Here is a 13,593-nt window from a genome sequence, read left to right on the forward strand (position 1 = left end):
ATACTCTAAGATTAATTTTAGTCTTGGTGGAAGTCTAATAAGGGTAGCGTGTGCTTAACCGCCAAACTTATGAGAAACCTAGATAAGCGCTTGGTGTTAAAGAGAATTATATCTTTGATTTTTAATGAGTTAGCAAATGCAAACATCTAAAAGATAGCGCTTATTTTAAATAAAATTATAAGAATAAACATAAATATTATTTTTCTTACTTTAATAATCGTATAACTATTAACTATAAATCTTCAGGGATTAAGAGTTGGTTTGTAATTTGTGTGCTTATTTAACACTCTCTAAAAAGTGACCGTGTTTTTAAATAGAAGATTATTTTATATCAGCCATAAAACCTGATATTTAATTATAATTCTAGTAGAACCAATATTTTTTAGTGAAATATTGTTCTATAATTAAAGAAAATTATATTTATAAAAAGGCATTTAAAACCTAGCGCTTTAATCTTGCCATGACTATATTTGAGGTAAGATGATGACCCCTACTAGATCATTTTTAATGTGATGAAAAGGTCGGCTTATCAAAAGATAAATGCAAAACTAAGGACAGATTATGATAACGGAAGAGCACGTTTTGGCTTGTATTGATGGTTCAGCGGTGACTGGCTCAGTCTGTGATTATGCCGCGTGGTACGCAAGCAAACTGGATATCTCAGTAGCTTTATTGCACGTGAGCGACGTAGCAGCTTCGGTCAGACGCGATTTATCAGGTGCTATTGGCATTAATAGTCGCCAGTTTTTGCTCGATGAGTTATCGGAACTCGATGAGCAAAGGGCGCAGGTGGTCAACAACTACAGCAATGCCTTGGTACAAGATGCAAAAAGTCATATTCAAAATGGCTTTCAAAATATGAAGGTTTGCATTTATCAACGCCGCGGTAAACTGCTGCCAGCGATTGAGCATTTTCAGGAAAAAAATCGCGCCATAGTCATGGGACGGCGCGGTGAGGACCATAAAAACAGTCGTATCAATATCGGCAGTCAAATCGAAACGGTCGCCCGCGCCTCGAACATACCGGTGTTGATTTGTTCAGAGAAATTTAAAGAGCCGCAGTCATATATGGTGGCATTTGATGGCAGTAAAACGGCGATAAATGCCATACACATGCTTGCAAAGAGCAACCTGTTAAAAGACTTACAAGGTCATATCGTTATGGTCGGTCATCATAACGAAGCCTCTAAAAAAAGCCTTGATAACGCGGCTACACACTTACAGGCAGCTGGTTTTAGCGTCGATACCCATCAGCTCTTAGAACTTGATGCGGTTGAGGGTTTACTCAGCTTTCAATTTGAAAACAACATCGATATCATCGTCATTGGCGCTTATGGGCGCTCTAAGCTTCAGCATTTATTTCTGGGCAGTACCACGACAGAAATCATTGCCAGCACCTTAGCGCCTGTTATTTTGGTACGCTAAACAGTTGAAGTCATAAATTTTAACATCACTAATTTTACTTTTATTAACTTCATTAAATGCTCCTCTGTTTTAATCAAACTTCATTCATAAAAAAAGCAAGACATCTTGTGTCTTGCTTTTTTACTTTAATCATTCAATGACTATGTAGCTTTATTTAGATTAATTTGGCCGGATTATCTGGCTAGCTAATCAAAGTGGAAACCTGCACCGATTGCACCCCCTACGTTACCTTGGGTATCTGCAGTACCATTTAACTTCATGACCCATCGTCCGTCGTTAGACATTTTAGAGAAGCCAATCGCGACGGCGCTTTCACCATTGTAGGTTGCGATACCGCCACCTATCATAGGTTTGCCGATGAGGTACGCTTGTGGCAATGAAGACATGGCCATCGCTGCAGAGATACCGGCGTTGGCGTCATCTTCGACTTCGCCAATTTTATAGCCAAGCTCATTAATGCTGCCGCCTAAGCCTCTAGTAACGGCCTCTAGTTGCCCGTAGTTCACAGCGTCTCTAGGCGCCATGCCATCCGCCACATTTGTCACCTTGGTACCAGCGGCATTGATACCGGCAGCCGTCATGCTAGGTGCTGTTTCGGCATTACCTGCATAGATGCCAGCGGCGGTCATACTTGGTCCATTTTTAATAGTAACACCATTGTTATTAACCGTCGTATTGCCGGTCGTGACGCTTTCTACATTGATATTACCGTTCAAATCAAACTTGATGCTACTGCCTTCCGCGGTGGTTGTAATATTATTACCGCCTTTGAAGCTCATAACACTACCATCACCGATTGGTTTATTGATGACAGCACCGCTATCAGCTCCAAAATTAAGACCAGCATCGATTTTGTCCTTGTTGGCTTTTATGTTGGTGGTATTGGTGCTGATATTTGCAGTATTCGTTGCGATATTGGCCGTGTTTTTGGTGATGTTGCTGGTATTGGTTGTAATATTGGTCGTATTGGTTTGAATACTTTCAGTCATTACCGCCTCGCCGCGCTTGATAGAAGCTATCGCACCATCGATACTAGCTTGGCCAGTACCTCCGATATTGCTATTGGTAAAGGTGCCAGTTGCAGGATCATAGGTCGTGTTGCCACCTATGATACTACTAATACCTGCACCTTGAGCATAGAGCTGACCGCCGTTGATAGCGTCCTTGCTATTGGCCGCAACTTCACCATTCACAACGTTTGTAACCTTAGTACCAGCAGCGTTAATGCCAGCTTTTGTGACACTAGGCCCACCTACGATAGTGAGGCCTTGGTTATTTATAGTGGTATCGCCTGTTTGTACACTATCTATCGCAATATCTCTATTCAAATCAAAGGTCATATCATTTGGGTCAACAGCTCGGGATACTCGACCAACACTGCTAGCAGCGGCCGTTCTAGAGATCTTGATATTACCATCTCTACTATTTAGATCAAAGGCATTTCCTTGCTTCACCATAGTAGCTTCATCACCTTGTGCACTTAAAGCCCAACCTTTATCTAACGCAAAGGTTGCAGCACTTAACTGTCCAACAGTTGCAGCGTCAGTAGGAGCAAGACCAGCAGCGACGTTTGTGATTCTATTAAAGCCGTTGTTCAAACCACCAGCGCCTAGAATAACAGTTCTACCGGGCTCATTACCTACAAAGGTGAAGCCGGTGTTATTCATGATACTATTGCCCATTTGCATCCGGCCGTCGTCGCCTAAGTTCAACTGATTATTGAGCTTAACTTGGACGCCAGTTGCCGATGCAGTGGTAGTGATATTACTATCACCTGTCACATTGATGGTGCTTCCTAAAGCAAACTGTTGATCATTGGCGCTATTGCCATCACCAATCTTAATGCCGAGGGCGATGGCATCTTTGTTGGTTTTAATACCAGCTGCATTGGTTGAGACATTGGTATTGGTCAACGAGAGCTGATCAAAGTTTACAGCATCTTTACCTGTGGTTCCTTCTGCCACGTTAGTAATTTTATTATTGCCGTTATTTAAGCCATTGTTGGTCAGCGCTACTTGGTCATTATCACCACGATATAGGGTAATACCAGCATTATTGACTTGTGTATTTCCAGTAGTCAGGCTACCTGTATTACCAAGATTAATATCCTTGGCCAATCTGACGGTTAAAGTATCTTTCCCATTGGCCGTGACACTAATGTTTTTCGTTGCTGGATCAGCATTGATAGTATCGCCGCCTTTGACAGTGAGAGTCTCACCAAGTTTACGGTTAACAGGGTCACCACTATCACCACCGAAACTTAAGCCTTTATCAATGGTAGTATTGGCTAGATTTAACTGTTTAACGTTAACCGCATCTGTATCTTGCGTACCGGCTAGGACATTCGTAATCTTATTACCGCCATTGTTTAGGCCAGCGCTACTGAGTACGACTGTTCGAGCTACAGTTGGGGCGACTATGGTCATACCGTCTTTGCTGACTGTGGTATTACCCATTTTTACACTATTTAGTACCATATCTTGAGCAGTCGCAACTTTAATACCACCACCGGTTTCAGGGGTCAACAGAATGTTATCACCTTTGAGGAAGTTGGCAGTATTGTTGGTCTTGGTAATGGTTTTGACAGCAACACCATCAATCTGAGTGATAACTGTTTGTAAGGCGTTGTCCGCACTATCCAAACTGGCTTTTGTGTCAGCACCTAAGTCAACTTTGTAGTCAGTGACGTTGTTGGTATCTTTAATGCCAGGTGTGACCATTAGAGCGCCAGAGTCAGCACTTGAAACTGTCGTGCCATTCGCATTAACGGTGTAAGTATCTTTACCATTTAGTGCGGTAGATTTAGTCACACTAGTAACGTTAGTACCTTTAACCACTTCTGTTTTAAGTCCGCCAGCGATGGTTTGGATGTCACCGATGTTTGCCGCGTTGGTGACATTACCAACACCACTGGCAACGTTCGTGATTTGCTTGCCACCATTGTTAAGACCATTGCTCGTCAAGCTGACTGTTGTGGTTGGAGTGCCACCTAAGAAAGTAAAGCCGGTATTATTCATCACGGTATTACCCGTAGTCACGCTACCAGTAGGACCTAAATTAACCGTATTGGCTAAAGCAACTTTAATACCACCACCGGTTTCAGGGGTCAACAGAATGTTATCACCTTTGAGGAAGTTGGCAGTATTGTTGGTCTTGGTAATGGTTTTGACAGCAACACCATCAATCTGAGTGATAACTGTTTGTAAGGCGTTGTCCGCACTATCCAAACTGGCTTTTGTGTCAGCACCTAAGTCAACTTTGTAGTCAGTGACGTTGTTGGTATCTTTAATGCCAGGTGTGACCATTAGAGCGCCAGAGTCAGCACTTGAAACTGTCGTGCCATTCGCATTAACGGTGTAAGTATCTTTACCATTTAGTGCGGTAGATTTAGTCACACTAGTAACGTTAGTACCTTTAACCACTTCTGTTTTAAGTCCGCCAGCGATGGTTTGGATGTCACCGATGTTTGCCGCGTTGGTGACATTACCAACACCACTGGCAACGTTCGTGATTTGCTTGCCACCATTGTTAAGACCATTGCTCGTCAAGCTGACTGTTGTGGTTGGAGTGCCACCTAAGAAAGTAAAGCCGGTATTATTCATCACGGTATTACCCGTAGTCACGCTACCAGTAGGACCTAAATTAACCGTATTGGCTAAAGCAACTTTAATACCACCACCGGTTTCAGGGGTCAACAGAATGTTATCACCTTTGAGGAAGTTGGCAGTATTGTTGGTCTTGGTAATGGTTTTGACAGCAACACCATCAATCTGAGTGATAACTGTTTGTAAGGCGTTGTCCGCACTATCCAAACTGGCTTTTGTGTCAGCACCTAAGTCAACTTTGTAGTCAGTGACGTTGTTGGTATCTTTAATGCCAGGTGTGACCATTAGAGCGCCAGAGTCAGCACTTGAAACTGTCGTGCCATTCGCATTAACGGTGTAAGTATCTTTACCATTTAGTGCGGTAGATTTAGTCACACTAGTAACGTTAGTACCTTTAACCACTTCTGTTTTAAGTCCGCCAGCGATGGTTTGGATGTCACCGATGTTTGCCGCGTTGGTGACATTACCAACACCACTGGCAACGTTCGTGATTTGCTTGCCACCATTGTTAAGACCATTGCTCGTCAAGCTGACTGTTGTGGTTGGAGTGCCACCTAAGAAAGTAAAGCCGGTATTATTCATCACGGTATTACCCGTAGTCACGCTACCAGTAGGACCTAAATTAACCGTATTGGCTAAAGCAACTTTAATACCACCACCGGTTTCAGGGGTCAACAGAATGTTATCACCTTTGAGGAAGTTGGCAGTATTGTTGGTCTTGGTAATGGTTTTGACAGCAACACCATCAATCTGAGTGATAACTGTTTGTAAGGCGTTGTCCGCACTATCCAAACTGGCTTTTGTGTCAGCACCTAAGTCAACTTTGTAGTCAGTGACGTTGTTGGTATCTTTAATGCCAGGTGTGACCATTAGAGCGCCAGAGTCAGCACTTGAAACTGTCGTGCCATTCGCATTAACGGTGTAAGTATCTTTACCATTTAGTGCGGTAGATTTAGTCACACTAGTAACGTTAGTACCTTTAACCACTTCTGTTTTAAGTCCGCCAGCGATGGTTTGGATGTCACCGATGTTTGCCGCGTTGGTGACATTACCAACACCACTGGCAACGTTCGTGATTTGCTTGCCACCATTGTTAAGACCATTGCTCGTCAAGCTGACTGTTGTGGTTGGAGTGCCACCTAAGAAAGTAAAGCCGGTATTATTCATCACGGTATTACCCGTAGTCACGCTACCAGTAGGACCTAAATTAACCGTATTGGCTAAAGCAACTTTAATACCACCACCGGTTTCAGGGGTCAACAGAATGTTATCACCTTTGAGGAAGTTGGCAGTATTGTTGGTCTTGGTAATGGTTTTGACAGCAACACCATCAATCTGAGTGATAACTGTTTGTAAGGCGTTGTCCGCACTATCCAAACTGGCTTTTGTGTCAGCACCTAAGTCAACTTTGTAGTCAGTGACGTTGTTGGTATCTTTAATGCCAGGTGTGACCATTAGAGCGCCAGAGTCAGCACTTGAAACTGTCGTGCCATTCGCATTAACGGTGTAGATGCTTTGGCCATTATTACCTGTAGCCGCAGGTGGAACGTTGACATTAGTACCAGCTTTAACTTCGGTTTTTGAAGCTTTAATTGCAGCATTAGTAATTACTGTATATTTTTTCAACTGGGAAACGTTTACACCATCAGTATCTAATGCGCCTGCTGCTACGTTTTGTAAACGTCTTTCATTAGTAGCACCTGTGCCTGTACCTTTACCAACAGACACTGCACCAGTTGCTATTGCACCAGTGTCACTCGAATTATATAAAAATGCTGTTTGGCTATAAGCATTAGTTGTAGAGCCATCACCAATTGCTGTACTGTTGTTATGCAAGACTTGTGAACCAGTACCTAAAGCAACACTGTTGATAAAGTTCGCTTTAGCATTTACACCGACTGCAATTGAATTTACTTTATCAGCTTCCGCTGAACCACCTAAAGCTAATGCATTAGTAGCCAAAGCTTTAGACTGCGCACCAATTGCAAAGGAGCCGATACCTGTTGCTTGTGAACTAAACCCAATGGCAGTTGAATTATTACCATCAGCTTTTGATTTAGCACCAATTGCGAGAGCATAATCTTTGGTTGAATTAGCTCCAGCACCAAGCGCGATAGAGTCTTTGCCTGTTGAGTAAGTCCGCTCCGCCATTTGATACTTAACTCCAGCTTGATCACCAGTGCTACCAGCAGTACCAATATCTGCTGCTCCAATTGCGATTGAGCGACTACCGATCGCTGTGGCAGAGTGCCCAATGGCAAGAGATCCTATGCCAGTAGCAGCAGATACGTTGCCAATCGCTTGTGCGAAATCAGCTGTCGCTGCAGATTGACGACCTAAAGCCAGAGCTGTATTCCCGTCTGCTAGAGCAGCGGGTCCAATAGCCACAGCTGCTACATCCCTAGACTTTGCTTGCGCACCAAAAGCTACACCAAGCTCGCCCGATTCAGCACGCATGCCAACTGAAGTTCCAGCCTCAAATGCTTTTGCCTGAGTACCAACAGCAACAGAATAGTAACGACCAGTCGCTGTATCAACAGTGGTGTTATATGGATTTACTCTATCGTAAAATGTAATGCCAGTATTAGTAGTATCTGCAATAGACCCACAACCAACAGCAACGCTACTAGTACCGGCTGTTGATGCTGCAGTAGAGCAATTAGAAGTGCCTAGACCAATAGTGACGCCATTACCTACTCCAGTTACCGCAAAAACTTGCGGTGACATCGTAAGTCCAGCCGCCATTAACCCCAGCCCGATAGCCGTGAGTCGAAAAGCATTTGTAGATGAAAGAGTGGATGTGGTATTAATGGTAGCGTTTGAGCTCACGCTAGATTGTGATGACTTACCGCGCGCTTTGGCGTACTCAGAAACTGCCATAAAACAGTTTAAAGACGCATTCCATATCACTTTATAATTCCGGTTCATAGCATGTACTCCCTTACCGACTCATCAGATTTGAAAATCAAAGTTAAAATCCATGTTTAGAGAGTTAATACGACAAGATAAAACGGGTTATAAATTAATAGGAACGCACAATACATTTAGAAATGTTACTCAGAGCGATACTTAAGAAATAGTAGGTCTCGTTTTGTAAAATCATTATAACTCTCTGTATATGATTATTAATGAATATAGAGAGAGTAACAATGCCGTTCGTCGGAGATTTACTACCGTTCGTCCAATATATTCATAATTTTGAATATAAACTAGATGGTAAACTTCTCTTACTGATTTTTTCTTATTAAAGCTTGTCCTCCATGCTAAAAATAATCATCTACATAGGCTAAAAATGGCTAGATAATATCTCGAGATTATCTGTACTACTTCCTTTATTCGACTGCGATTTATCTCATATTCATCCTCGTTTTTAACATGAGGACATATCCTAATCGTTGTTATTGAACAGGTAACACAATCTGCACCACCAAGCCTTGAATACCGTCTTTGCGGTTATAGACATTGATTTGACCTTTATGAGCGATGATGACCGCATGAACGATGGCCAATCCCAATCCGTATCCGCCCGTTTCCCGATGGCGCGCACTATCAAGGCGTACAAAGGGTTGAAAAATACGCTCTAAGTCTTTTTCTGCTACCCCGCCACCCTCATCTGTGATGCTAATTTGAATAGCATCTCTTTTATTATCTAACGGTGTTTTTGTGACTTCAGCCGTGACAGTTGAGCCTGCAGGAGTGTGCATAAAAGCATTACGAATGATGTTTTCAAGGGCGCTATGCAACTGTTCTTGATTGCCAAGCACAGTCAAAGACGCATCAGATGATGACGATAATAAAACATCGGGCGGCGTCCATTGCCAGAGTACGTTTTTATGCTGAAACTCAAAACAGACGTCTTTACCAATCTCGGTGATGATTTCAACTATATCTACGGCATCATTTTCTAGATTATCGATGGTATATTGCTGCATTTGCAGGGATTGAATATGAATGATTTGCTCAATCAGCTCATTCATACGTGCCGATTCCTTATCGATACGGTCAAGGTAACGGCTGGCATCGGGCGCAAAGTCACGCGTCAGCTCAGTAGCCACATCAAGGCGCGCCAGTGGCGAACGCAGCTCATGCGAGATATCACTTAACATCTGCTTGCGCGCAAGCTCACTCTCCGCCAATCGGGTTGATAATTGGGCCACATCTTTTGCCAATAAACCTAGCTCGTCAGAGCCCAATGTTGATAAATAGGGATTGACTTGGTAATCACCATCAATCATACGGTGCACGGTATGTTGCACCTGACCGATGCGCCGAGTCAGCGTACGACTGAGCCAAAAGCAAACCAAAGTACTAAAGAGAATAATCAGCAGTAAACGCACGGTAAAATTACCGCGTTGCAGCGCCAAGACATCAGCAAAACGCAAATGCGGGCGCAGTTGTATAATGGCCGTTTGCCCGTCCGGCAAATCTACGGTTAAATCTGCCAGTTCTGGGCGATTATTAGGGTCAAAAATCACTTCTCTATTGGGCATCGCTGGATGCAGGATTTCATTAATGAAAGAAGGCTTTTGATAGGCGCTGTCATTTTTATCATTATGCGCTCTACGATTGTCAGACATGGCATGCGATGGTAAGTCACGCTCCACTTCCTGACCGTTTGTTTGACGCTCTTCTCTATAACGATAACGCGGAAAAATAATAGCGCCCTGCTCATCATAAATCCTGATTTGACTCATCAGCCGTCGGTCTTGCCGGTAAAGTTGCCTGACTGCTAATAAATCACCAGCCTGTAGCGCCGCAACCACTTCTTGGCGCTTGAGTAAAAGACTGTCAATTTGCACGTCCATCCGAGCGCTGAGCTCTTTACCATTGAGCCAACGTTCTACCATAACAGAGATGATAGAGGTGATGAGTACCGTCAATAACAGACTGAGAAATAGTCGCCAAAATAGCGTGATTCTTGGCTTGAATGTCGAGGTAAGCATCGATGCGTCCGTCATTACAGCACCAGCTGATAACCTTTACCACGAATTGCCTTGATAGGCTCGTCATGAAAAGGTTGCAGTTTTTTACGCAGGCGCGACACATGCACATCAAGGCTGCGATCAAACGGCTGCAACTCACGCTGTAAGACATGTTGTGACAGCCACGCTTTGCTGACCACCTCGCCTTTTTGTTTCAGTAGGGCTAACAATAAGTCAAACTCTGTTCCAGTCACTTGTAGCTCAATGCCATCTATTTGACAGATACGCTGATTTTGGTCCAAATGCAGGCGACTCTCTGGCAAAGGGGTATGTTCTGAGGTGGCTGCATCCGATGCGGTAATACGGCTACGTTTAATCACCGCGTTAATACGTGCCAGCAGCTCACGCGGGTTACACGGTTTGGTAATATAATCATCGGCACCAAGCTCCAGCCCAATAATACGATCAATCTCCTCACCTTTTGCCGTCAACATAATCACTGGAATATCGCTAATCGCTGGTAGCTGACGCAGGACACTGAGCCCATCTATCTTTGGCATCATAATATCGAGCACCAATAAATCATAAGGCGCACCATCATGCATAGCTGCTTTTAAGCGTTCGATGACCGCCTCGCCATCATAAACACAGTCACTTTGGATGCCATGATTATGCAAATACTCTTGCAGCAGTTGGGTCAACTCTTCATCATCATCACCCAATAAAATATTTGCCATCGTCACCCTCTCACTCCTCTCTACTTTATTGCCGTTCAGCCAAATGATTCCAAGCATGCCATAATATTAATATGGCTGATATTATCAGGCAAGCGCCTATCAATGCGCCACAAACGTTACCTTTCTTAATATTTCATAAATGTTCGCAACTTCTAGCTGTCGTATGATAGGGGCTATCAGTAACAAGCACTGACGGCAAGTAATAATTCATAGTGGCTATCCGGGACACTTGATAATCATTACTTATCAGATAAAAAACCTCTTTTCGTAATAATTAACGTTTGCTCCATAATTTAAGGTAACTATTAAGGTAATGATAATGAAAAAATTATTGATAGGCTCAGTACTCGCGATATCTAGCGTCTTAACGGTTACAGGCTGTACCAGTGTCAACGCCACCACCGATACGACGCCAGCAACAACAACCAACATGCAAAAACATCACAAAGCTGGCATGAAAAACGGCATGCACAAAGGTGGTATGCATGAGGGTGGCATGAGAGGCCCTATGGCGCAGTTGGGTTTGACAGCGACTCAGCAGGCACAAATCAAAGCCATTATGCAAGAAAAATACAGTGGCAACAAAAATGACCGTAGCAAATATCAAGCAGAGCGCGCGCAAATGCAACAACAAATGCAAACGTTGACCAATGCCAAAACCTTAGATGCCGCAGCAGTTAACCGCCTAGCCGATCAACAAGCGGCAAAAACCAAGCAGCGCTTTATTGAGCGCGTGCAAACTGAGCATGCTATCGCACAAGTGCTAACGCCTGAACAACGTCAAAAAATGGCGCAATTAAAATTAGAAAGAAAAGCAAAAGGTCATCATGGTTCAAAAAACCGTCAGATGCACAGCAAACACCAGCAGTAAGGTCAGTACTGGCAGTAAGATGTGTCATTGACGGCCACTCTTAATGAAAAATATTATATTTAAAAGATATATTCTAAAAAACGCATCGGTTAACCGGTGCGTTTTTTTATTGTTTCTATAAGTACTTCACTCATTTAAATGGACTATAAACCTAAAATTTAGCGCCCGACACTTATTCTACCGAACCAAAACGCTGTTGATACATTGGTAGCATGTTAAAGAGCATTTTGCCCATTGCGGTACCATTACCTTGACGATAATACTCGCCAAGCTCAGCGCTATATTCTTTTAAATCAATGCTGTTATTGGCGGTTGGTATCTGACTGTTACTCGGTAAGTTGGGAAACGCCTTATCTTGAGCACGGATAGGCATATATTGCGTAAGGGCATCGACAATGAGACTGCTCTTTTTTGTGGTTTCCATACTCAACTCACCATTTGACTCACCACTTGTTTCATCACTGGCATCGGTTGATAGGTAATGGCGACTGTGCTGCCATTGCAATTGACCGCCTTTACTAAAACCGTATAATTTTTGCACAGGCAGATTTGCAGCTGCAGATAAAGTTGGTGAGTGTGTTTCGAGTAAACCTGTTTCTTGTGTTCTCAGCATTTTATCATCAGCAAAATCTTTCATTTTTACTAAAACTTGTTTGACCATCGATTTACTGGTGATTTTACTGTCCGTAGGATAAAGGTCATCTTGCGTATCAGAAACATTTTGGGTTATCAGCTCAGGATATTGCTGAGTGATGAGTTTATAGAAGGTGCCCATATAGTCTTTATATGCCTGTTCATCGCTCGCACTACTTTGGACACGGCGAATGATTTTGGCACTATTGAGCATGGGTGCTAGCTGCTTTTCAGGTAATTTGGGTGATAGCGACGTCAAAATATTTGGGGCAATAAAATCAAACTGGCTCACATCAGCTTTGACATAGATGCTGTCTTCTGCTTGAATGTGGCTTTTTATTACGGCACGACCAAAATCTTTCGGTAACGTACCATCATCAAGGGCTATTTTTAGCCATTTATTTTGCCATTTGGTGCCCAACTTATCATCGACCAGCTTTGATGTCAGCAAAGCAAAATTGTCCGCCCACAGATAGAGGCTACCAGTTTTGAAATCGATATAAATAGGTTGATTGATACTACTATGATGGTTACGCGCCGAATACTGCGCACTACCCAGCATGGTAAACTTGCCTGCCAACGGCTGATAAACACCCTGCGCATTCATAGATAATGGCTTTAGCAGATAAGCATCCAGTAATTGCGATTTTTTGATATCTAGTGTAGATTTTTTGCTGTCATACTCATTAAATAGCTTTTGGTAATAAGGTGAGATGGTAGCGGCGCTAGCAGAATCTATAGCAGATGATGCTGACACCGCGACCTCGGCCGCCGCGTCTACCACGTCCTCCGCTGCTTCCTCAACGCTATAAGCCGTACTATCATAGTGGACCTCAGCCCATGCTTCATAGGCTGCTGAGCAGGCTAGGTACGATTGCTTAAGTGCCTCACGCTGGGGCGCGTAATCAATCGACGCAACCTCTTTTTTCTGTGCTTCTGCCTTTGTTAATAAGGCTGCATAAGCTTGATCGTGATTATCTTCGCAATAGCTATCAACATCGTCTGATGCCACCAGTTTTGTGCTATCGATAGCTGTAAATTGATGCTCATTACTAATCTCAATATTACTATGATAAGCAAAAGACTGGCGGCGCTGCTGTTGTAATGCGCTGGCCAATGCGTTTTTTGCAACGCTTGGCGCATTATCTGCCTGTAAATTTTTTGATTGACCAAGATTGTTAGATACATTGGTAGACTGGCAAGCCGTTATCAATAATGTACTGGCAACTAATGTACTAGAAACCAATGCACTAGAAAATAAAGAGCTTATCGTCATCATTGATTTAGAGCACAAGGGATTTATCTGCTTTGCTGTATTAATGGATAAGGCCACATTTAATTTTTTCATTTTCTCTATCCTTGAAAGGCGTTATATTTTGCTAACCGTTATATGTTGCTAA

6 protein-coding genes are annotated in these 13,593 nt (G+C 43.1%); 2 read left to right on the forward strand and 4 right to left on the reverse strand.

The window, feature by feature from the left end:
- Nucleotides 1-561: 561 nt before the first annotated feature.
- Nucleotides 562-1,425 carry a universal stress protein gene (locus ACPEGP_RS03440; protein ID WP_423813939.1) on the forward strand — a complete coding sequence of 288 codons (864 nt, stop codon included), beginning with the start codon at nt 562-564 and terminating at the stop codon, nt 1,423-1,425.
- Nucleotides 1,426-1,610: 185 nt separating this feature from the next.
- On the opposite strand, the gene ACPEGP_RS03445 is transcribed toward ACPEGP_RS03440, so the two are convergent.
- The 3 genes from ACPEGP_RS03445 to ACPEGP_RS03455 all read right to left on the reverse strand — a co-directional run bounded on the left by ACPEGP_RS03445 (nt 1,611) and on the right by ACPEGP_RS03455 (nt 10,689).
- Entirely contained in the window at nt 1,611-7,958 is a 6,348-nt protein-coding gene (locus tag ACPEGP_RS03445) for an ESPR-type extended signal peptide-containing protein (protein ID WP_423813941.1), read from the reverse strand.
- 470 nt (nt 7,959-8,428) lie between these two features.
- Nucleotides 8,429-9,973: a sensor histidine kinase gene (locus tag ACPEGP_RS03450; protein ID WP_423813942.1), complete on the reverse strand. Its 1,545-nt coding sequence runs from the start codon at nt 9,971-9,973 to the stop codon at nt 8,429-8,431.
- Between the two features lie 14 nt (nt 9,974-9,987).
- Nucleotides 9,988-10,689: a response regulator gene (locus tag ACPEGP_RS03455; protein ID WP_423813944.1), complete on the reverse strand. Its 702-nt coding sequence runs from the start codon at nt 10,687-10,689 to the stop codon at nt 9,988-9,990.
- Nucleotides 10,690-11,008: 319 nt separating this feature from the next.
- Here ACPEGP_RS03455 and ACPEGP_RS03460 point away from each other — a divergent pair, with 319 nt between their 5' ends.
- Nucleotides 11,009-11,560, forward strand: coding sequence for a Spy/CpxP family protein refolding chaperone (locus ACPEGP_RS03460; RefSeq protein ID WP_423813945.1), 552 nt, complete (start codon nt 11,009-11,011; stop codon nt 11,558-11,560).
- Nucleotides 11,561-11,732: 172 nt separating this feature from the next.
- Here the strand turns inward: ACPEGP_RS03460 and ACPEGP_RS03465 are convergent, their stop codons facing one another.
- On the reverse strand, nt 11,733-13,541 hold the full coding sequence (locus ACPEGP_RS03465; RefSeq protein ID WP_423813947.1) for a hypothetical protein: 1,809 nt from the start codon (nt 13,539-13,541) through the stop codon (nt 11,733-11,735).
- Nucleotides 13,542-13,593 lie beyond the last annotated feature (52 nt).

Origin of the sequence: Psychrobacter sp. 219-2-C (assembly GCF_049560815.1) — a bacterium.
GTDB classification, from domain to species: Bacteria; Pseudomonadota; Gammaproteobacteria; order Pseudomonadales; family Moraxellaceae; genus Psychrobacter; species Psychrobacter faecalis.

What these genes read in the sequence shown, in the direction of transcription:
- ACPEGP_RS03440 (WP_423813939.1), top strand. Translation starts at nt 562, where the DNA reads ATGATAACGGAAGAGCACGTTTTGGCTTGTATTGATGGTTCAGCGGTG.
- ACPEGP_RS03460 (WP_423813945.1), top strand. Translation starts at nt 11,009, where the DNA reads ATGAAAAAATTATTGATAGGCTCAGTACTCGCGATATCTAGCGTCTTA.
- ACPEGP_RS03445 (WP_423813941.1), bottom strand. Translation starts at nt 7,958, where the DNA reads ATGAACCGGAATTATAAAGTGATATGGAATGCGTCTTTAAACTGTTTT.
- ACPEGP_RS03455 (WP_423813944.1), bottom strand. Translation starts at nt 10,689, where the DNA reads ATGGCAAATATTTTATTGGGTGATGATGATGAAGAGTTGACCCAACTG.
- ACPEGP_RS03465 (WP_423813947.1), bottom strand. Translation starts at nt 13,541, where the DNA reads ATGAAAAAATTAAATGTGGCCTTATCCATTAATACAGCAAAGCAGATA.
- ACPEGP_RS03450 (WP_423813942.1), bottom strand. Translation starts at nt 9,973, where the DNA reads ATGCTTACCTCGACATTCAAGCCAAGAATCACGCTATTTTGGCGACTA.